At 70.0% G+C, this 19,498-nt stretch carries 20 protein-coding genes; 5 read left to right on the forward strand and 15 right to left on the reverse strand.

Translation table 11 applies throughout. The features are described 5' to 3' along the window. Positions 1-29 precede the first annotated feature (29 nt). Positions 30-266 carry a hypothetical protein gene (locus BLR91_RS17300; protein ID WP_018189172.1) on the forward strand — a complete coding sequence of 79 codons (237 nt, stop codon included), beginning with the start codon at positions 30-32 and terminating at the stop codon, positions 264-266. Between the two features lie 117 nt (positions 267-383). On the opposite strand, the gene hemL is transcribed toward BLR91_RS17300, so the two are convergent. From hemL to hemE, 15 genes are all read right to left on the reverse strand, one after another. Then, positions 384-1,706, reverse strand: a complete 1,323-nt coding sequence (gene hemL, locus BLR91_RS17305; protein WP_442911253.1) for a glutamate-1-semialdehyde 2,1-aminomutase — start codon at positions 1,704-1,706, stop codon at positions 384-386. After that, positions 1,694-2,620, reverse strand: a complete 927-nt coding sequence (hemB, locus tag BLR91_RS17310) for a porphobilinogen synthase (protein WP_231919008.1) — start codon at positions 2,618-2,620, stop codon at positions 1,694-1,696. The genes hemL and hemB overlap by 13 nt, the downstream gene beginning before the upstream one ends. 100 nt (positions 2,621-2,720) lie before the next feature. Further along, positions 2,721-3,059, reverse strand: a complete 339-nt coding sequence (locus BLR91_RS17315) for a hypothetical protein (RefSeq protein WP_020076079.1) — start codon at positions 3,057-3,059, stop codon at positions 2,721-2,723. Further along, entirely contained in the window at positions 3,053-3,400 is a 348-nt protein-coding gene (locus tag BLR91_RS17320; RefSeq protein ID WP_089879668.1) for a hypothetical protein, read from the reverse strand. The genes BLR91_RS17315 and BLR91_RS17320 overlap by 7 nt, the downstream gene beginning before the upstream one ends. 14 nt (positions 3,401-3,414) lie before the next feature. Beyond that, complete coding sequence (locus tag BLR91_RS17325; RefSeq protein WP_157694613.1) at positions 3,415-4,647, reverse strand: hypothetical protein; 1,233 nt, start codon at positions 4,645-4,647, stop codon at positions 3,415-3,417. Continuing rightward, positions 4,644-4,949: a hypothetical protein gene (locus tag BLR91_RS20060; RefSeq protein ID WP_089921689.1), complete on the reverse strand. Its 306-nt coding sequence runs from the start codon at positions 4,947-4,949 to the stop codon at positions 4,644-4,646. Before BLR91_RS20060 ends, BLR91_RS17325 begins: the two co-directional genes overlap by 4 nt. Positions 4,950-5,684: 735 nt before the next feature. After that, entirely contained in the window at positions 5,685-6,479 is a 795-nt protein-coding gene (locus BLR91_RS17330) for a uroporphyrinogen-III synthase (RefSeq protein ID WP_089879662.1), read from the reverse strand. Further along, on the reverse strand, positions 6,476-7,477 hold the full coding sequence (gene hemC, locus BLR91_RS17335) for a hydroxymethylbilane synthase (RefSeq protein ID WP_018189168.1): 1,002 nt from the start codon (positions 7,475-7,477) through the stop codon (positions 6,476-6,478). Before hemC ends, BLR91_RS17330 begins: the two co-directional genes overlap by 4 nt. Then, positions 7,474-8,655: a ferrochelatase gene (locus tag BLR91_RS17340; RefSeq protein ID WP_089879659.1), complete on the reverse strand. Its 1,182-nt coding sequence runs from the start codon at positions 8,653-8,655 to the stop codon at positions 7,474-7,476. The genes hemC and BLR91_RS17340 overlap by 4 nt, the downstream gene beginning before the upstream one ends. Beyond that, positions 8,652-9,383 (reverse strand): hydrogen peroxide-dependent heme synthase, encoded by a 732-nt coding sequence (hemQ, locus tag BLR91_RS17345; protein WP_018189166.1) that lies wholly within the window; start codon positions 9,381-9,383, stop codon positions 8,652-8,654. The genes BLR91_RS17340 and hemQ overlap by 4 nt, the downstream gene beginning before the upstream one ends. Positions 9,384-9,432: 49 nt before the next feature. Beyond that, the gene (locus BLR91_RS17350) at positions 9,433-9,648 is read right to left on the reverse strand and encodes a DUF3618 domain-containing protein (RefSeq protein ID WP_018189165.1); all 216 of its coding nucleotides are present in this window, start codon (positions 9,646-9,648) and stop codon (positions 9,433-9,435) included. Next, positions 9,638-10,123, reverse strand: coding sequence for a phage holin family protein (locus BLR91_RS17355; RefSeq protein ID WP_018189164.1), 486 nt, complete (start codon positions 10,121-10,123; stop codon positions 9,638-9,640). The genes BLR91_RS17350 and BLR91_RS17355 overlap by 11 nt, the downstream gene beginning before the upstream one ends. Positions 10,124-10,160: 37 nt before the next feature. Further along, positions 10,161-10,481 carry a hypothetical protein gene (locus BLR91_RS17360; RefSeq protein ID WP_089879656.1) on the reverse strand — a complete coding sequence of 107 codons (321 nt, stop codon included), beginning with the start codon at positions 10,479-10,481 and terminating at the stop codon, positions 10,161-10,163. An 8-nt stretch (positions 10,482-10,489) separates the two neighbouring features. Continuing rightward, positions 10,490-12,139, reverse strand: a complete 1,650-nt coding sequence (hemG, locus tag BLR91_RS17365) for a protoporphyrinogen oxidase (protein WP_442911252.1) — start codon at positions 12,137-12,139, stop codon at positions 10,490-10,492. After that, positions 12,136-13,284, reverse strand: coding sequence for a uroporphyrinogen decarboxylase (hemE, locus tag BLR91_RS17370; RefSeq protein ID WP_089879652.1), 1,149 nt, complete (start codon positions 13,282-13,284; stop codon positions 12,136-12,138). The genes hemG and hemE overlap by 4 nt, the downstream gene beginning before the upstream one ends. A 98-nt stretch (positions 13,285-13,382) precedes the next feature. On the opposite strand from hemE, the gene BLR91_RS17375 reads away from it, so the two are divergent. The 4 genes from BLR91_RS17375 to BLR91_RS17390 all read left to right on the forward strand — a co-directional run bounded on the left by BLR91_RS17375 (position 13,383) and on the right by BLR91_RS17390 (position 19,454). After that, entirely contained in the window at positions 13,383-14,687 is a 1,305-nt protein-coding gene (locus tag BLR91_RS17375) for a glutamyl-tRNA reductase (protein ID WP_089879648.1), read from the forward strand. 41 nt (positions 14,688-14,728) lie between these two features. Beyond that, complete coding sequence (locus BLR91_RS17380; protein ID WP_018189159.1) at positions 14,729-15,358, forward strand: GNAT family N-acetyltransferase; 630 nt, start codon at positions 14,729-14,731, stop codon at positions 15,356-15,358. 63 nt (positions 15,359-15,421) lie between these two features. Next, complete coding sequence (locus BLR91_RS17385) at positions 15,422-16,810, forward strand: glycine--tRNA ligase (protein WP_018189158.1); 1,389 nt, start codon at positions 15,422-15,424, stop codon at positions 16,808-16,810. Positions 16,811-16,874: 64 nt separating this feature from the next. Further along, positions 16,875-19,454 carry a DUF2156 domain-containing protein gene (locus BLR91_RS17390; RefSeq protein WP_089879645.1) on the forward strand — a complete coding sequence of 860 codons (2,580 nt, stop codon included), beginning with the start codon at positions 16,875-16,877 and terminating at the stop codon, positions 19,452-19,454. The last annotated feature ends 44 nt before the right edge of the window (positions 19,455-19,498 follow it).

Raw genomic sequence — 19,498 nt, forward strand, 5'->3', positions numbered from 1 at the left:
CCTCCGGGCGGGCGTGGGAGAGTGGTGGGATGACCCGGACCACCACCTTCCGCGCCCGCCTTCTGCGTTCGGGCGCGGAACCGCAGACGGTGACCGTCCGCTCCGCGTCGGACGCCCCTCCGCGCACGCTTCGACGCGCGGCCGGCGGAGGCGGGACGCTCAACTTCGACGTCTACGCGCTGCTGGATGCGGACGGTTGGCCCGCATCCGCCACGTACACATACGTGGAATCCCTCTCGCGCGAACCCGCCGCCCCCGACGCCTGACCCCTCTTCCCGGGTATTCCTCTGGCGTCGAGGTGCACGTTGTTGCGGTCGACACGCCGTGGGGATGCGCAACAAGGTGCACCTCGGCGAAGGGGATCGCAGAGGTGCAGGGGCGGGTCAGGTGGTGGGGGTGGGGGTGGCGGCGGCCGCTGCGCGGGCGGCGGCGGGGAGGGCGTTCAGGATGCGGTCGGCAGCTGCCGCGTCGTGCGCGGCGGTGACGAACCACGCCTCGAAGACGCTCGGCGGCAGCGAGACGCCCTGGTCGAGCATCGCGTGGAAGAACGCACGGTAGCGGTATGCCTCCTGCCGCTGCACCTCGGCGTACGTCCGCGGAGCCCGGTCGAAGTCGCCGAAGACGACGCTGAACAGGTTGCCCGCGTGCTGCACCCGGTGGGCGACTCCGGCGGCCGAGAGCGCATCCGAGACCTCCGACGACACTGTCTCCGCGACCGTGTCGAGGCGGTCGTAGACGGCCTCGTCAGCGTTCGCCAGCGTGGCGAGACCGGCGGCGACCGCGACCGGGTTCCCGGAGAGCGTTCCCGCCTGGTACACCGGACCGGCCGGCGCGAGGAAGTCCATGAGCTCGGCGCGTCCGCCGAGGGCCGCCAGCGGCATCCCGCCGCCGATGACCTTCCCGAAGGTCACCAGGTCGGGCGTGTAGCCGCGGTCGAGTCCCCAGAAGCCGGCGTCGCTGACGCGGAAACCGGTCAGCACCTCGTCGAGGATGAGCAAGGCGCCGAACTCGTGCGCGAGGTCGGTCAGTGCGGCGTTGAAGCCGGCATCCGGCGGGACGACGCCCATGTTGGCGGCGGCGGCCTCGGTGATGACGGCGGCGATGTCGGGGCCTTGCGCCTCGAAGACCGCGCGCACCGCATCCAGATCGTTGTACGGGAGCACGATCGTCTGGGCTGCCGTCGCCTCGGTCACGCCGGCAGAGCCGGGGAGCGCGAGGGTCGCGAGACCCGAGCCGGCCTCGGCCAGAAGGCTGTCCGAGTGGCCGTGATAGTGTCCGGCGAACTTGATCAGCAGCGGCCGGCCGGTGAATCCGCGCGCGAGGCGGATGGCGCTCATCGTCGCCTCGGTACCGGTGGAGACGAGCCGCAGCTTCTCGATGAACGGGACACGGGCGATCACGGCCTCGGCGAGCTCGGTCTCGGCGGGAGTCGACGCCCCGAAGGACAGGCCGCGCGCTGCCGCCTGCTGCACCGCATCCACGACGGCGGGATGCGCGTGGCCGAGGATCGCCGGACCCCACGACGCGACCAGGTCGACGTACTCGCGGCCGTCCGCGTCGGTGACGTACGGGCCGGAAGCCGACACCAGGAAGCGCGGGGTTCCGCCGACCGAGCGGAACGCGCGCACCGGCGAGTTCACACCGCCCGGGATGACGCGCTGCGCCCGCTCGAACTGCTGTTCGTTCTCGTCGTTCATCGCAGCCACCCGGCCACCTCCGTCGCCCAGTAGGTCATGATCGCGTCGGCGCCGGCGCGGCGTGCGCCGATCAGCGTCTCCTCGATGATCCGGTCGCGGTCGATCCAGCCGTTGGCCGCCGCGGCCTCCACCATCGCGTACTCCCCCGACACCTGGTACGCCCAGACCGGGACATCGCTGATCGCGGCGACATCGCTGAGAACGTCGAGGTAGCTGAGCGCCGGCTTCACCATGAGGATGTCGGCGCCCTCCTCCAGGTCGAGACGCGCCTCGCGCAGGCCCTCGCGGCGGTTCGCCGGGTCCTGCTGGTAGGCGCGGCGGTCGCCGGAGAGCTGCGAGTCGACGGCCTCGCGGAAGGGTCCGTAGAAGCCGGAGGCGTACTTGGCCGCGTAGGCCAGGATGACGACATCCGTGTGCCCGGTCTCATCGAGGGCCTCGCGGACGGCGGCGACCTGGCCGTCCATCATCCCGCTGAGGCCGAGGAGCTGCGAGCCGGCCTCCGCCTGCGCGACCGCCATGTCGCGGTAGCGGAGGAGGGTGGCGTCGTTGTCGACGTGACCGCGCGCATCCAGAACCCCGCAGTGGCCGTGGTCGGTGAACTCGTCGAGGCACAGGTCGGTCTGGACCACGAGCGCGTCGCCCACCTCGTCGGCGAGCACCCGCGTCGCGACGTTGAGGATGCCGTCGGGATCGGTCGCTCCGGAGCCGATGGCGTCGCGCTCCTCCGGGACGCCGAACAGCATCAGACCGCCGACGCCGGCCTCAGCAGCCTCGTTCGCGACGCGCTTCAGCGAATCGAGGCCGTGCTGGGAGACACCGGGCATCGAGGCGATCGGAACGGCCTCGGTGGCGCCCTCTCGGACGAAGAGCGGGAGGATCAGCTCGGCGGGGTGGAGGCGGGTCTCGGCGGTCAGCCGGCGCATCGCCGGGGACTGCCGCAGCCGTCGGGGCCGGATGACGGGATGCAGTTCACTCACTCACATCAGCCTACGCCCGCGTCACTGTGGGTCTTCCGAACGCTCCTCAGTCCAACCCGTCGCGAACGGCGATGAAGCGTTCGCGGACTTCGGACTGCTCACGAACCATCGCGTCGTACTCTTCCTCCAATTCGCCGACCTTGCGGCCTGCGGAGACCACGTTCTCGTGCGCGATGTCCGACGCATGCTGGAGCGCCTCGCGAAAGCCGGAGTCGTCCGCGACACCTGTATGTACGCCGAAGTAGTAGAAGCTCTCCCGTACCTGATCGACACGGGATCGGTAGTGGCCGATGTATTCCTCAGCCTGCTCGATCCGCTTTCGCGCGATTCTGCGCTGCTGCTCTTGCTCGTCTTCCAACTCGTGGAGCGATCGATGAGTCACCATGCGATGCTGTTCACCCCTTGCGCGTAGTCGCTTTCTCTCGTCAGCTCGCCGATTCCCCGTGTGACGGTGTCGGCAACCGCACCGGCTAGGACGCTGTTGTTGACGTCCGCCGTCCCGAGGGTGAATCCGACGCCCGCGCTCGCTGACATCACGATCGCGGACTCGCTGATCTTCACAGCGGCATTGCTGGCGTGAACGAGGGGCGGGATCACACTGTTGAGCAAGTTCACCGCCAGACTGTGAGCCTGGTCCTCGATCCAGTCCAGGACCTCAGTGACACCCGTCTGGATCTCGCGGTTGAGGCCATCGAAGAGTTCCTGCACGAAATCTGCCGAATCCATGATCAGCCGTCCTCCTAGCCGGCGAGTCCGAAGTTGAGAGCCCACCGCGCATCCTGCTCAAGCGTGTTGCGCACGGATCGCGAGATTCCCTGACTGAGCTGGTCCACCCGTTCGATGTGGCGGTCGACCAGGCGATCCACCTCCCGCACGGCTTCCTGGTCGACGTTCTGGTGGACGTGCAGCCGATTGGTATCGATGCAGTTCTCGATGTCATAAGCCGTGATGCACGGGAGGCCCGTCGCGGCGTTCTTGGCAGCCAGCAGCCCCTCCTCCATGCGCGGAACGATCCGGCTGTTGGCGAGCTTGATCTCCGTCAGCGCGGTCGCGGCACCACCGATGCTCGCCGCGAGGCCGAGAGCGGAGACCGTGTTGACCATCACCATCGCACCGGACGCGTTCTTGGCTAAGGATTTCATCGCCGCAGGGTTCCGCGCGATGCCTGCTAGAGCCATCAGTGCAGGGGAGAGAGCAGCGGCCGCTCCCGGGAGGAGCGTGTCGACCGCGTTCGCGAAGATGTCCTCGAGGCGATGACCCTTGGCACCGGCGCCTGTGATGGTGCCGTCGGGGTTGACCGCAAACGCCTCACGCTTCGAAATGTTGTGATAGTCGGGAGTCGGACGGCCCCGCTTGTCGGCCACGAAGTCAGCAGCACCGGTCCGATTCCCGTAGATGTTGCCCACCACGTCCCACACGTTCACATAGTTGTGCAGGCGCTTGCTCCCGGCCCGAGCGTCGGCCTGCACGCGCTTCTTCTCCTCGGGTGTCAACCAGTCCCACGGATCGGGCCCATTGAACGTTGTCGCATCCCAGTCGTTCTCCGCCGCGATCAGGAGAGCGAGGAACCCCCCTAGCGAATGCCCCGTGGCCTCGATGGATGAGTCAGGATGGTTCTCCCTTACCCGTTGGGCGAAGAGCTGCGCATCGCGCACCTGACTCATCGGACCCTGCGTGCCCCCGACAACCGTCTCGATGTCCTCCAAGAGGTCGGCTCGGTGATCCGGGTTGGTTCCCGCATACGATACGACGATGTGGGACATGTCGGGCTTGCCGTTCACCACCGGTGCGACGGCCATCGCCTGGAAGCCGTTGGCCGCGTTGGTCGCGGTGTCGATCACCTCATACACCCGTTGGTGATCACCACTACCGGTAGTGAACTGCTTGTGCTTAGACAGCGGTGGGTCTCGCCGGAGGCGGTCCACATCATAGGCCTCGCTCGCAAGGTCCATGTATTCTTCGGCGGTCGTCACTCGATCACCTCCGACGTTCCATCACTGTAAACAACCGTCAAGGGCAAATGCGCGGACTGAGGCGGCGCAGCGGGCGGCATGCCCTCATCACCCACGAACGCTGGACCCGTCTCTGGCCCGATGATCACGTGGTACTCAATTCCAGCGACTGTTGCAATCGCGTTCGCGCGCCACGATGCCCCGAAACCCGGCCGATCGCCCTCCTGTGTGAACCGGACCTTCTCAACATTGGGTTGGTACTCATCCCGGTAATAGAGCGCGGCCTCCCGCTGCTGCTCTTTCGCCGGCGGATCTGAACTCATAACACGACTTCCTATCAACGAACAGGCTGTCAAGCTCGCCAGCAGAGCGACCCACAGCATCACAGAACTCACTGCCCGAGCCACTCGCATGCGAACCCCGCTCCCTGAACATCGGCCGAGGCACTCGAGTCCACGACCGGACGAAATGGTCCGTCACTTGAGAAGACGCAAGGCTCTATCGAACGTGACGCACCAAATCAGAAAAGAGCGATCGGGTCGAGGGCGGTCGTCACTCGATCACCTCCGACGTCCCATCACTGTAGACAATCGTCAAGGAGAGGTCCGGAGGGGGAGCAGGCGCCTCGGGCGGCGCGCCATCTCCACCTACGAACGCCGGACCCGTTTCCGGCCCGATGATCACGTGGTAATCAGAGCCCGCGACCGTTGCGATCGCGTTGGTGCACCACGACGCGCCGAAACCTGGCCGATCACCATCCCGCGTGAATCGAACCTTCTCGACATTCGGTTGGTACTCATCCCGGTAGTAGAGCGCGGACTCCCGTTGCAATTCCTTGACCGGAGGGTCCGGAGTCCTCAGACGATCACGCAGCGGTCCGCAGCCCATGAGCCCCGCCACCAGGGCGACACCCAGCAGGACGCCCCCACCAACCCGAACCACACGCACGCGCCACCTCCGCATTCCCATTCGGAGAACCCGGGAGTTCGACCGGACGGCTCGAAGACCCGTCAGTCAGATAGACGTGGCGACCTGCCCGACCATGACGCTTCGAGGCGTCAGTCGTCCTCCGCGGCGCGCGCCTGCGCGACCTGCACGACCGCGTCGATGAGGGATGCGGCGGTGCGCTCGGCCGCGATGACATCGACCCGGAGGCCGAACGAACGGGCGTCGCGCGCCGTCTGCGGACCGATGGCCGCGATCAGCGTCGACTCCGGGACGGGGCCGAGCTGCTTCTGCACCTGCTCGGCGACCGAGCCGCTGGTGACCAGGATCGCCTGCACGAGCCCGTCGCGCACGTCGGTGATGACCTTCTCGGGCACCGGCACGCCGACGGTCCGGTAGGCGACGACCGACTCGACATCGTGCCCGATGCGACGCAGCCCCTCGGTCAGGAGGGGCTTCGCGATCTCCGAGCGGAGGGTGAGGACGCGCAAGGGGAAGGCGCCCTGGGTGGCCGCCTCCCATTCCGCGAGCAGGCCGCGGGCTGAGTTGTCCTCGGAGGGCACCAGGTCGACGTGATAGCCGGCGGCGGCGAGTGCGGCGGCGGTCGTCTCGCCCACCGCGGCGACCCGTGTCGTGGGCGGGACGACGGCGCGCTGGGCGCTGAGCACATCCACTGTCGTTGCGCTCGTGACCGTCATCCAGTCGAACTCGCCGTTCGCCAGCCGGGCGAGGGCGGCCTCGAGCGCCGACGCGTCTGCGGTCGGCGCGAAGTTGATCATCGCGGCGACGACCGGTGATGCGCCCTTCGCCCGCAGGTCGGCAGCGACGGAGTCGCCCCACGGACCGCCGCGCGGCACGAGCACGCGCCAGCCGGCGAGCGGCTTCGGAATCGGAGCGGTGTTCGTCATCGATCGCTCCCGAGTGGAGCAAGCGACGCGGCGCCGGCCTCCAGCAGCTCGGCGACCACGCGGGCGCCGACATCCTGTGCGGCCTCGTCGAGGTGAGCGGCGCTGAGGGAGTCGGGGGTGGCGGCGTGGGATGCGGTGAGCTTCTCCGTGCCGTCGGGTCGGTACACGGTCGCCGTGAGGAAGAGCAGGCCGTCGTCGACGAGGGCGGTGGCACCGATGGGAGCGGCGCATCCCGCCTCGAGACCGGCGAGCACGTGGCGCTCGGCGGTCACCGACGCGTGGGTGGTGACATGGTCGACCGCTGAGAGCGCCCGGGCGATCGGCCCGCGGCCCTTCTCATCTCCGGCACGGACCTCGAGCGCGAGCGCGCCCTGGCCCGGAGCGGTCGGGACGAGCGACAGCGGGAAGTAGTCGGTCACGGCGTCGAGGCGGCCGAGACGGCTGAGGCCCGCCGCGGCGAGCACCACCGCATCCAGCTCGCCGTCGGTCACCATGCGGAGACGCGTGTCGACGTTGCCGCGCAGGTCGACGACGTCGAGGTCGGGACGCTGCGACTTCAGCTGGGCGACGCGGCGAGGCGATCCGGTTCCGACGCGGGCACCCTCGGGGAGGGTCTCGAGCGTCAGACCGTCACGCGCGGCGAGGGTGTCGCGGGCATCGGCGCGCTTGGGGACGGCGCCGATGACGAGCCCGGGAGCGGGCGCAGTCGGGAGGTCCTTGAGCGAGTGCACGACGAGGTCGACTTCGCCGGCGCGCAGGGCGTCGCGCAGGGCGGTCGCGAACACGCCCGTGCCGCCGAGCTGAGCCAGAGACTCTCGCGATGTGTCGCCGTGGGTGGTCACCGTGACGAGTTCGACATCCAGCCCGGTCGCGCGCGCGATGGACTCGGCGACGGCCGTCGTCTGTGCGACCGCCAGCGCGCTGCCGCGGGTGCCGATGCGCAGCACGCCCTCGCGGCGCTCGGCGGCGCCGTCGACCCTCGTCACGGTCCCGCTCACGGCGCGAGCCCCGCAGCGGCGGGCTTGAACCCGAGCCGGACGTTCTCGCAGCAGCCGGGGCGGCACACGTCATACCAGGGGCCGAGCGATGTCATCGCCGGGCGCTGGTCGACGGGGACGGCGTCGCGGCGCTCCAAGACCAGGTCGACCAGGCCCTTCACGTACGCCGCATGGGTGCCGGGGGTCGGGACGCGGACGGCGACCAGGCCGTTCTCGTCGCTGGTCTCCATCGCCTCGTTGTCGAGGTCCCAGAGGACCTCCATGTGGTCGCTGACGAAACCGAGCGGAACGATGACGACACCCTTGATCCCCAGGGCGGGGAGCTCGGCGATGCGGTCGTTGATGTCCGGCTCCAGCCACGGCATCGACGGCGGTCCCGAGCGGGACTGGTAGACCAGATCCCAGCCGACGGTGCCGCCGGTCGCAGCGTGCGAGACGACCTCGGCGACCGCGAGGTGCTGGGCCGCGTAGGCGCCGCCCTCGCCGAAGCCGCGCTCGGCCGGCCCGGACTTCGCCGCGTCGGTCGACGGGATGGAGTGCGTCGAGAAGAGGATGCGCACCTCGGTGGCCGGGTCGATGCCCGGAAGCTTCTGCTGCAGCTCGTCGATGGCGTTCTTCACGCCCTCGATGAACGGCTCGACGAAGCCCGGGTGGTCGAAGAACTGGCGCACCTTGTCGATCTGGATGCGCCCCTCGAGTCCCGTGGCCTCCAGCGCGCCCGCGAAGTCCTCGCGGTACTGGCGGCAGCTCGAATACGAGGAGTACGCGCTCGTCGCGATCGCGATCAGCTTGGTGAAGCCGCGCTCGTCGGCCTCGCGGAGGGCGTCGGCGAGGTACGGATCCCAGTTGCGGTTGCCCCACAGCACCGGCAGGTCGATGCCGCGCTCGGCGAGCTCCGCCTCCAGGGCCGCCTTGAGCTCGCGGTTCTGGTCGTTGATGGGGCTGACGCCGCCGAAGTGTCGGTAGTGGTGGGCGACCTCTTCGAGCCGCTCCTCCGGGATGCCGCGACCGCGGGTGACGTTGCGGAGGAAGGGGATGACGTCGTCCTGCCCCTCCGGACCGCCGAAACCGGCGAGCAGGATGGCGTCGTACGCGGTCGGCTCGGTGACGTGCTCCGGACCCGCGGCGGCAGCCGGGGTCGCACCCAGCACGCGCTGGGTGGTCTGCGCATCCGTCACTGCAGGACCTCCACGACCTCGGCCGGCTGGATGCGGCGACCGGTGAAGAACGGGACCTCTTCGCGCACGTGGCGACGCGCCTCCGTGTAGCGGAGCTCGCGCATCATGTCGACGAGGTCGGTGAGCTCGTCGGCCTCGAGCGGCAGGATCCACTCGTAGTCGCCGAGGGCGAACGAGGCGACCGTGTTCGCGAGGACTGACCGGAACGCGGCGCCCTTCCGACCGTGTTCGGCGAGCATCTTGGATCGCTCCTCGTCCGGCAGCAGGTACCACTCGTAGCTGCGCACGAACGGGTAGACGCAGAGCCACTCCTTCGGGCCCTTGCCCCGGAGGAACCCGGGAACGTGGGCCTTGTTGAACTCGGCGTCGCGGTGGACGCCCATGGCGTTCCAGGTCGGGAGGAGCGCCTTCAGCAGCCGGGTGCGACGCAGCTGGCGGAGTCCCCACTGCAGCGCCTCCGCCTCGGGGCCGTGCAGCCAGATCATGACGTCGGCGTCGGCCCGGAGGCCGGAGACATCGTAGAGTCCGCGCGTCGTGACGTTCTGGAGCTCCATGTCGGCGATCACGCCTTCGAGCTCGGAGACGGCGGTCGGCACGTCCGTGCCGTCGAGGTCGTCCGGTCGGGCGGGATCGCGGCGCAGCACAGCCCAGAGCGTGAATCCGGTCGGGGTGTCGGTGGGGGTGTCGGGGGTGGTCGACTCTGCCGGAACGGCAGCCGGGGTACTCATACCCACAGTCTCCCTCTCAAACCTGAGAAGGCCAAAAACGGGGAGGCGCTCACCGTCGGATGAGACGGACGACGCCCCAGACGGCGAGAGCGGTCGCGGCGACCGCCCCGGCCGCGATACCGGCGAGGCCCAGCGGGTTGTCCCGACGGAGCCGCTCGATCGTCTCGGCCGCGCGCTTGGGCACGTTCAGCTTGTACTCGATCGCCTCCACCGTGGCGGCGAGCTCGGCCCGCGCCCGGTCGACGTCGCTGCGGTCAGTTGTCATACTTCCCCAGTCCCTTCAGCGCGTCCGCGTCTTCCTTGATGCTGTCGATGGTCTGCGAGGGGGCGACGCCGTCCATCTTCTTGAACGAGCGGATGCCGACCAGCGCCAGGATCACGGCGATCACGACCAGAGCGCCGAAGACGATGAGCGCGGCCGCCCAGGCGGGCAGCGCGACCGCGATGCCGAGGATGGCGGCGGCGACCAGTGTCCCGAACGCGAAGAACAGGAAGAAGGCGGCCCCGGCGAGGAGCCCTATGCCGACGCCGGCATACTTCGCCTTCTCGGCGAACTCGGCCTTGAGGTGGTTCAGCTCGGCCTTCAGCAGCTCGACGATCAGCCGGGGAAGGTCGGAGATCAGCTGGACGAGAGGTCGGGCCTTCGCCCGTTCCGCACGTGCGCGCTCCCCCGGTGTCCGCACCTGCTGCGGTCCGGACGCGCCGGCAGCGCCTGCGGCTCCCCGCTCACGGTCGGTCATCGGCGTCTCCCCTCGTCGCTTCCGTACAGTACCCCCGTCAGGACGACGTGTCGCTGCTGCCGTCTCCCGCGCGGATGGCGGCTTCGGCGGCGGGCGACGGATACGGCGCCCGGGCCTCGCGGCGGCGGCGGTTCGCCTGCACGACGAGCTTCTTCACGGTGATGTACGCGGTCTCGGGGAACTCGCCGACCTTCGCGGACACGAAGTCCTCCACCGCGTGCACCTGCTTCTGCACGCCCGGCGACTGCCACGCCTGCGTCGCCGCGGCCTTGATCTGGTCGTACCGTTCGCGTCCGGCGCGGGCGCCGAGCACGTAGCCCACCGCCGCTCCGGCGACGAAGAGGAGTTTGCCGCGCATTCCGTCTCCTAAGTGTCGAGTCCCTGTTCGGTGGTTCCTGAGGCGTCCGCCTGGAGAGCGGCCGTCAGGGCCCTCCAGCGTAGACCTCGCGCGCGCTCGGCAGTCCGGCGCGCATCCGGGATGACGGAGGCGAGGCCCGTACCGGTCAGCCAGGACCCGGTGACCTCGAGACCCTCGACGCCGTCGACCTCGGTGCGGACCCGCTGGATGCGTTCCCGCTGCCCCACTGTCGCATACGGGAGGGCGTTCGTCCAGGGGGTTCGGGCGAATGCGGTCACAGAGGATTCCGCGATCGGAATATTGAGCAACCGGGACGCGTCGGCGACCGCCAGAGCGCGCAGTCCGGCGTCGTCCACATCCCGAGTCTCCGCCGCGCGACCGGCGCGTCCGTAGGAGAGCCGGACCACATGGCGGCCGGGTCCGGCGGCCTCCGCGACCCAGGCCCACTTCGCGCTGGAGTGGGTCATCGCCTTGGCACGAACATCCGTGCCGGGCACGTCGGCGACGAGCACGCCCGTCCCGACCGGGGTGGTCGAGAGGCGGTCGTCGTCGATCACGAGGGTCACCAGCTCGACGCTGGAGGCGGCGGGCCAGTCCAGGCCCGCGAGGTCGGCGAGAGCGCCCGTGTCGCCCGGCGACGTCTCGAGTGCGGGAAGGAGCCGCAGCGAGGCGTCGGCCGGAGCGGCGAGCACCACGACATCGGCCGGGAGTTCGTGGCCGTCGGTCGTGCGCACGACCCAGCGGGCCGGGCGGGACGCCTCCGCGTCCGGGACGGTCGCCGTCGCCTCGTCGCCCGCGAGCGACTCGGCCAGCACCGACTCGATGACAGCGCGCGCCGTCTCCTCGGCATCCGGCGCGCTCCACCGGTCGATGGCCGCGACTGCGGCGCCCGTGCGAACCGTCCCGCCGCGCGCCTCGACGTCTGCGGCGAGCGCCTCCGGCAGCCGCCACATCCCGCAGCGGATCCCGCCGACCGCGCTCCCCGCCTTCGACGCCGATCGCAGTTCGCCGACCGCGCCGGACAGCGAGCCCAGCCGGGTGAGCGCGGAGTTGAGCCCCGGGGCGACCACTTCGACATCCAGCTCGTCGGGTGCGGCCGAGTACACGCCGGTCGCGACCGGGGCCACGAGGAGGTCGAGCACTCTGCTTCCCATGCGCTTGCGGACGAGCGTGCCGAGGCGACGCTCCTTGCCGATCTTGAGCACCGGCATCAGACGGTCGAGGTAGGCGCGCAGAGCGCCCGGCCAGCCGATCGCCGCTACGACATCCTTCGCCAGCGGCGAGCTCGGGATGCCGAGCAGCCCGGCCTTGGGGAGGGGAACCGAGCGGCTCCCGTGGCGCACCCAGGCACCGGAGGGGTTGGGCTGCACCACCTCGTCGTCGAGACCCAGGTCGCTGAGCAGCTCGGAGACGTGGCCGCCTCGGGTCGCGAAGCTCTCGGCACCCGCATCCAGCGTCATCCCGCCGAGGGGAAGCGGCGCGACACTCCCGCCGACGCGGTCGGAGGCCTCGAGGAGGGTGACCTCGAACCCCGGACGGGCGCACTCGCGCGCGACGACCAGCCCGGCCATCCCACCGCCGACGACGACGATGCGCGTGGGCGGCGCTTCGACCGCGTGGCGGATCTCCTCGCCGATGTCGTCGCCCTCGCCGCTCACTCCGGTCGCCACCCGTGCACCAGCTCGACGACGCGCGTCAGAACAGTGGGGTCGGTCTCCGGCGGGACGCCGTGACCGAGGTTCAGGATGTGCGCGGGCGCCTCGCGGCCGCGGTCGAGCACGTCGCGGACGTGTGCTTCGAGCACCGGCCACGGCGCGTCCAGCATCGCCGGGTCGACGTTGCCCTGCACCGGGACGACGTGCCCGAGACGGCGGCTGGCCTCGTCGAGCGGGATGCGATAGTCGACGCCCACGGCATCCGCCCCGACCTCGTGCATCGCCTTGAGCAGCTCGCCGGTGCCGACGCCGAAGTGCACGAGCGGCACGTTCCTCACGACGTCGTCGAGCGCGGGCTCGGCGTCGCCGGCTGCCGCGGTGCGGGGAAGCTCGTACGCCAGGTCGCGGACGTGCGACAGCGCCCGGGCCGAGGCGGGGGCGACGTGGGTCACGTAGTCGTGGAGCGAGAGCGACCCAGCCCACGAGTCGAAGAGCTGGGCGGCGCTCGCGCCGGCGAGCACCTGGGCGCGGAGGAACGCGCCGGAGACGTCGGCCGTCCACTCCATCAGGCGGGCCCACGCCTCCGGGTCCGCGTGCATGAGGGTCCGCGCGCGGATGTGGTCCTTCGACGGACCGCCCTCGACGAGGTAGGCGGCCAGCGTGAACGGAGCGCCGGCGAAGCCGATCAGCGGGGTGCTGCCGAGCTCGGCAACCGTGAGGCGCACGGCCCCCTGGATCGGCGCGAAGACGCTCTCGTCGAGCGACGCCGGATCGATCGCCGTCAGGCGCTCGACATCCGCCGCCGTTCGGATGGCCTGAGCGAACACCGGCCCCTTGCCCGGCACGATCTCCACATCCACTCCCGCGAGCTTCAGCGGGACGACGATGTCGCTGAAGAAGATGCCCGCGTCGACACCATGGCGCCGCACCGGCTGCAGTGTGATCTCGCTCGCCATCGCCGGGTCGAGGCAGGCGTCGAGCATGCGCGTCCCGACCCGCAGTTCGCGGTACTCGGGCAGAGAGCGCCCCGCCTGACGCATGAACCAGACCGGGGTCACCTCCTGGCGTTCGCCCTGGTACGCCCGGACGAGGGGGCTGGAGGCGGTGAGGCCGGCGGCGAGGGGATGGTCGGAGGCGAGGGTGGTCACTACACGATTGTGCCAGGGCTCTCCCGCGAGAACGCCCGGCTGAAGGGAACCTGGGCCCCGATTCGAGGTTGCTCCGACGCGAGCGTAGGCTTTCCTCCGTGCTTCTGTGCTTCTCGTCGAGTCACCGGACGGCGGACTTCGACCTCCTGGAACGGCTCGAGCGTCACGCTCCGGCCATCACCGCCGCACTCTCGGAGCACAGCGACATCGTCTCGGGCTCGGTGGTCCTCGCGACCTGCAACCGCTTCGAGGCCTACCTCGACATCGACGAGCCGCTCCCGGCCGCCCGCGCCGTCTCCACCGAGGCCGTGCTGGATGCGGTGAGCAGCGCCGCCGGAATCGACCCCGACCTGCTCCGCGGCGCGAGCGCGGTCTACAGCGACCACGCGGTCGCCGAGCACCTGTTCGCCGTCACCAGCGGCCTCGAGTCGGTCGTGGTCGGCGAGGGCGAGATCGCCGGCCAGGTGCGACGCGCACTGGAGTCGGCCCGCCGCGACGGATCGGTGACGAGCGAGCTGGAGCGCCTGTTCCAGGTGGCATCGCGCACGTCCCGCGGCGTGAAGAACCGCACCGGCATCATGACCGCCGGCCGCTCCCTCGTCCGCCTCGCCCTCGACCTCGCCGAGAGCCGGATCAGCGACTGGGCGCAGACGCGCGTGCTCCTCGTCGGCACCGGCAAGTACGCGGGCGCGAGCCTCGCCGCCCTCCGCGATCGCGGCGTGACCGACGTGCGGGTGTACTCGCCGTCGGGTCGCGCGGCCAAGTTCGCCCTCTCGCACGACATCGCGCCCGTCGCCGCCGACGGCCTCGTCGACGCGCTGGCGGAGAGCGACCTCGTCGTCACCTGCTCGGCGGTCACCGACTACGTCCTGACCCGGCCCATCCTCGCCGACGCCGTCGCCCTGCCCGGCGCGGTCGAGCGCCGCCTGGTGATCGACCTCGGCCTCCCCCGCAACGTCGACCCGACGGTCGCCGAGCTGCTCGGCGTCGAGCTGCTCGACCTCGAGACCATCAGCATCCACGCGCCGCTGACCGAGCTTCAGGCCGCGGACGACGCGCGCAGCATCGTGGACGCGGCCGCCGCCGAGTACCGCGCACGGACCGCCGAGCAGGAGGTCACCCCGGCACTCGTCGCGCTGCGCAAGCACGTGTTCGACGTCCTCGACGCCGAGATCGAGCGCGCCAGGAACCGCGGCGACGGCAGCGAGCAGACCGAGGCGGCCCTGCGTCACCTGGCCGGCGTCCTGCTCCACACCCCGTCGGTCCGCGCGCGCGAGCTCGCCCGGCAGGGCGACGCGCAGTCCTTCATCGACGGCGCCGCCGCCGTCTTCGGCGTGGATGTGGACGCCGAGCGCGCCCGCCCCCGCCTCACCGCTGTGGACGACGAGTCCGCGGCATCCTGAACCACAGCACCATCCCGCACCACACAGCACGAGGAGCGACCGTGAGCGACGAAGAAGCCACCACGACCGCCGTCATCCCGCCGCACGGCGCGAGCGGCCTGCCCTACGCCGCCGAGCAGTTGCGCACCGAGCGCCTGCTGCTGCGCCCGCTGAACACGGGCGACCTGGAGGACGTGCACGCCTACCAGAAACTGAAGGACGTCGTCCGCTACCTCTACTGGGAGGTGCACGACCACGACGAGTCGGCGGAGCACCTGCGCAAGCGGATCGCCATGAACCGGCTGGCCGAGAACGGCGACGGCATCGTGTTCGCCGTGGAGCTGGCCGACGCCGAGGGCGGCCGCGGCCGCGTGATCGGCGACATCAGCCTCTTCCTGAAGAACGCGACCTGGGGCAAGTTCGAGATGGGCTGGGTCTTCCACCCGGCCGTCCACGGAGCCGGCTACGCGACCGAGGCGGCCCAGCGGGTGCTCGAACTCTGCTTCGACACCCTCGGCGCCCACCGGGTCTTCGCCCAGCTCGACGCCCGCAACGACGCATCGGCCCGCCTGTGCGAGCGTCTCGGGATGCGCCAGGAGGCTCTCCTGCGCGAGACCGAGATCTTCAAGGGCGAGTGGTCGGACACCGCCGTCTACGCCATCCTCGAGCAGGAGTTCCGCTCGGCGCGGTGACGGTGCGGCTTCCTCAGTAGGATGGACGGGTCCCCCACACACCCGCACCGCACAGGGAGCACCATGGCCGCACCGTCGAGACTGGATTCCGTCATCACGCTGGCTCAGCACCGTGGATTCGTCTTCCCCTCCGGAGAGATCTACGGCGGAACCCGGTCGGCGTGGGACTACGGTCCCCTCGGCGTCGAGCTGAAGGAGAACATCAAGCGCGAGTGGTGGAACTCCTTCGTGCGCGGCCGCGGCGACATGGTGGGCCTCGACTCGGCCATCATCCTGCCGACCGCCGTGTGGGAGGCGTCCGGTCACGTCCAGGTGTTCAGCGACCCGCTGACCGAGTCCCTCATCACCCACAAGCGCTACCGCGCCGACCACCTGTTCGAGGCGTACGAGGCCGAGCACGGCCACCCGCCGGCGAACGGCCTCGACGACATCCCGGACCCGGACCACCCGGACAAGGTCGGCCAGTGGACGCCGATCCGGCAGTTCTCGGGCCTCATGAAGACCTACCTCGGCGTCGTCGACGACGAGTCCGGCCTGCACTACATGCGCCCGGAGACGGCGCAGGGCATCTTCACCGACTTCGCCTCGGTGCTGCAGACCTCGCGCAAGAAGCCGCCGTTCGGCATCGGCCAGATCGGCAAGGCGTTCCGCAACGAGATCACGCCGGGTAACTTCATCTTCCGCACCCGCGAGTTCGAGCAGATGGAGATCGAGTACTTCGTCGAGCCGGGCACCGACGAGGAGTGGTTCGAGACCTGGATCGACCTCGCCTGGGAGTGGTTCACCGATCTGGGCATCAAGCCGGACAACATCCGCCGGTTCGAGCACCCCAAGGAATCGCTGGCGCACTACTCGAAGCGGACCATCGACATCGAGTACCGGTTCGAGTTCGTCGGCAGCGAGTGGGGCGAGCTCATGGGCGTCGCCAACCGCACCGACTTCGACCTGAAGACGCACATCGAGCACTCCGGCAAAGACCTGAGCTACTTCGACCAGAACAAGAACGAGCGCTACGTGCCGTTCGTGATCGAGCCGTCGTTCGGCCTGACGCGCGCGCTCATGGCGTTCCTGGTCGACGCGTACGACGAGGAGCAGGTGCCGAACGCCAAGGGCGGCACCGACAAGCGCACGGTGCTGCGCCTCGACCCGCGCCTTGCGCCGGTCAAGGTCGCCGTGCTGCCGCTCTCGCGCAACGAGGCCCTGTCCCCGCTCGCCCGCGGTCTCGCCGACCGGCTGCGCAAGCGCCGCAACGTCGACTTCGACGACTCGGGCGCGATCGGACGCCGGTACCGTCGGCAGGATGAGATCGGAACGCCGCTTGCCGTCACGGTCGACTTCGACTCGCTCGAGGACGACGCCGTGACGGTCCGCGACCGCGACACGATGCAGCAGGAGCGCATCCCGCTCGAGGGACTCGACCGCTACCTGGCCGAACGACTCCGCGAGATCTGACCCGCGCGGGCTCCGACATCCTCTAGCCTGTCCTCGGACCGAGCCCAGTGTGACGGAGGCCCGAATGAGCGACGCAGACACCGACCGGACGACGTCGACGCCCCCGAGCTCCCCCGCGCCCGAGGGCTCGGCCGAGACGGCTTCCGAGCAGCGCGGCGACGGCTTCGGGCGGATGCTGACCCGCTACGGGCGCATCGCTCCGGCCAGCATCGCGCTGGCGGTGGTGGTGCTCGCGACCTCCATCGTCACAGGGACGCTGTGGAGCGCCGCGACCGTCGGCGGTGACGCGCTCGTCTGGGCGGCCGGCGTCACCACGACCATCCGGGCCGGCTTCTGGTGGACCCCGTTCACGGCGCTCTTCGTGCCGGAGGACCTCGCGCAGACGATCATCGCGGTCGTGCTCGCCCTCACGGTGATGGCCGCGGCGGAGCGGCTGATCGGCACGGCCCGCACCGTCCTCGCGTTCCTGGTCACCGGAGTGCTCGGCATCACCCTCGGCGTCCTGCTGCAGTGGGGCGCGGCGAACGTCGGCGAGTTGTGGGCGACCGCCACCGAGTTCGACTTCACCCTCGACCCGACGGTCGGCATCGTCGGCACGCTGATCACGGCGAGCGCGTTCGCCAGCGCGCTGTGGCGCAGGCGCATCCGGCTGCTCACCTTCGCGGTCGTGCTCGTCTTCGTGCTCTACAACGGCGACCAGAACAACGTCTACCGGCTCATCGCGGCCCTGCTCGGTCTCGGCTTGGGAGTCCTGCTCCGTCGAGGCGGCCTCCGTCGGCTGCACCGCAGCTCGCACGCCGAGACGCGCACGCTGGTCGCCGCCATCATCGCCATCACTGCGTTCGGTCCGCTGCTCGCCCTGCTCCCTCCCGGTGGGTTCGGCCCGCTCTCGTTCGTCGCCGCCCTGTTCGAGCGCCCCGAGGTGGATGTCGCCGCGGTCATGGCGCGCTGCGACGTCTCGTACACGAGCAACTGCCGCAGTCAGCTGCTCATGGTGTCGGTGCAGGGCCCGGGTCCGCTGCTGCTCTCGATCCTGCCGTTGGCCCTGCTGCTCCTCACGGCCATCGGCCTGCGCCGCGGCCGCCGGTTCGCCCTGATCCTCGGCATCGCGGTCAACGCGGCGATGCTGCTGCTGCCGTTCACCGCGCTCGGCGGCGACGTCGACCTGGATGTGCAGAGCATCGACGCTCTCGCTCCCGCCCTCGAGGTGCTGCTGTGGCTGCTGGCTGCCCTACTGGTTCCGATCGCGTCGATCGCGCTGCTGATCGCCACCCGCCGGCAGTTCCAGATCCGGTCGCCGCGCGAGGCCGCCGTCCGCTTCGCGATCATCGTGTTCTGCACCTTCGCGCTCCTTGCGCTGGCGTACCTGATCGCCGGGCTCGCCTCCCTCACCGAGTTCGTGCCGGACGCCACCGTCGCCGACGTGTTCTCCTCGGCGCTGCGCCGCTTCGTCCCGGCCGGCTTCCTGTCGCTGCTCGGCACCCCGATCGTGCCGACCTCCCCGATCGTGGTCGTGCTCTACCACTGGGTCGGGCCGGTGTTCTGGATCGTGTTCATCTTCGCCACCCTGCAGCTGTACCGCGCGACGTTCACCGGCCGCACCGTGGCCGACGAGGAGCACTTCCGGTCGCTGCTGCGCCAGGGCGGTGGCGGAACGCTCGGCTTCATGGGCACCTGGCCGGGCAACGTCTACTGGTTCAGCTCCGACGGCGAGTCCGCGATCGCCTACCGGGTCATCAACGGGATCGCGATCACCCTCTCCGACCCGGTGTGCCGGCCGGAGCGTGCGGAGCGGACCATCGTCGAATTCGTGCAGTTCTGCGACGCGAACAGCTGGACGCCGGTCTTCTACAGCATCCACGGCGAGTACCTCCCGGTCTTCGACGCTCTCGGCTGGCCGACGATGTCCGTCGGCGAGGAGACGCTGATGCACCCGCAGACCTTCGACCTCGTGGGCAAGCCATGGCAGAAGGTGCGGCAGGCCCACAACCGCGGTGTCAAGGCGCGCATCTCGACGCTCTGGACGACCTGGGACGATCTCTCCCCGCTGATCCAGACGCAGATCACGGCCGTCAGCGAGCAGTGGGTCTCCGAGAAGGAGTTGCCCGAGATGGGCTTCACCCTCGGCGGCATCGACGAGCTCAAGGATCCGGACGTCCGGCTGTACCTGGCCTTCGACCCCGACGGCGGGCTCCAGGCCGTCACCAGCTGGCTGCCGAGCTGGCGCGACGGCCGGGTGGTCGGCTACACGATCGACTTCATGCGGCGTGCGGACGGCTCGATGTCGGGGATCATGGAGTTCGTCATCGCCTCGGCCGCCCAGCACATGCGCGACGAGGGCATCGAGGTGCTGAGCCTGTCGGGCGCACCGCTCGCCACGAAACCGCTCGACGACGAGGACGCGGACGATCCGACGGCGATGGACCGGCTGCTCGCGTTCCTCGCCCGGACGCTCGAGCCCGCCTACGGGTTCGCCTCCCTGTTCTCGTTCAAGAGCAAGTTCAACCCCACCTACGAGACCATCTACATGGCGTACCCGGATGCGGTCGCGCTCCCGGCGATCGGCAACGCGATCGGCAAGGCGTACCTGCCGGACGCCAACGCGCGTGAGTACGTCGCCCTCGCGCGCACCCTCATCCGGTAACGTCTCCGGCCCACCTCGGAGTGCCTCCCCGGGGTACGGTGACC

The sequence above is a fragment of the Leifsonia sp. 466MF genome, from assembly GCF_900100265.1.
GTDB lineage: Bacteria > Actinomycetota > Actinomycetes > Actinomycetales > Microbacteriaceae > Leifsonia.

Bases quoted from the DNA above. Each gene is read 5' to 3' on its own strand.
- BLR91_RS17300 (WP_018189172.1), top strand. From the start codon at position 30: ATGACCCGGACCACCACCTTCCGCGCCCGCCTTCTGCGTTCGGGCGCG.
- hemB (WP_231919008.1), bottom strand. From the start codon at position 2,620: ATGCGCCGGCTGACCGCCGAGACCCGCCTCCACCCCGCCGAGCTGATC.
- BLR91_RS17315 (WP_020076079.1), bottom strand. From the start codon at position 3,059: ATGGTGACTCATCGATCGCTCCACGAGTTGGAAGACGAGCAAGAGCAG.
- BLR91_RS17320 (WP_089879668.1), bottom strand. From the start codon at position 3,400: ATGGATTCGGCAGATTTCGTGCAGGAACTCTTCGATGGCCTCAACCGC.
- BLR91_RS20060 (WP_089921689.1), bottom strand. From the start codon at position 4,949: ATGAGTTCAGATCCGCCGGCGAAAGAGCAGCAGCGGGAGGCCGCGCTC.
- BLR91_RS17330 (WP_089879662.1), bottom strand. From the start codon at position 6,479: ATGACGAACACCGCTCCGATTCCGAAGCCGCTCGCCGGCTGGCGCGTG.
- hemQ (WP_018189166.1), bottom strand. From the start codon at position 9,383: ATGAGTACCCCGGCTGCCGTTCCGGCAGAGTCGACCACCCCCGACACC.
- BLR91_RS17350 (WP_018189165.1), bottom strand. From the start codon at position 9,648: ATGACAACTGACCGCAGCGACGTCGACCGGGCGCGGGCCGAGCTCGCC.
- BLR91_RS17355 (WP_018189164.1), bottom strand. From the start codon at position 10,123: ATGACCGACCGTGAGCGGGGAGCCGCAGGCGCTGCCGGCGCGTCCGGA.
- BLR91_RS17360 (WP_089879656.1), bottom strand. From the start codon at position 10,481: ATGCGCGGCAAACTCCTCTTCGTCGCCGGAGCGGCGGTGGGCTACGTG.
- BLR91_RS17385 (WP_018189158.1), top strand. From the start codon at position 15,422: ATGGCCGCACCGTCGAGACTGGATTCCGTCATCACGCTGGCTCAGCAC.
- BLR91_RS17390 (WP_089879645.1), top strand. From the start codon at position 16,875: ATGAGCGACGCAGACACCGACCGGACGACGTCGACGCCCCCGAGCTCC.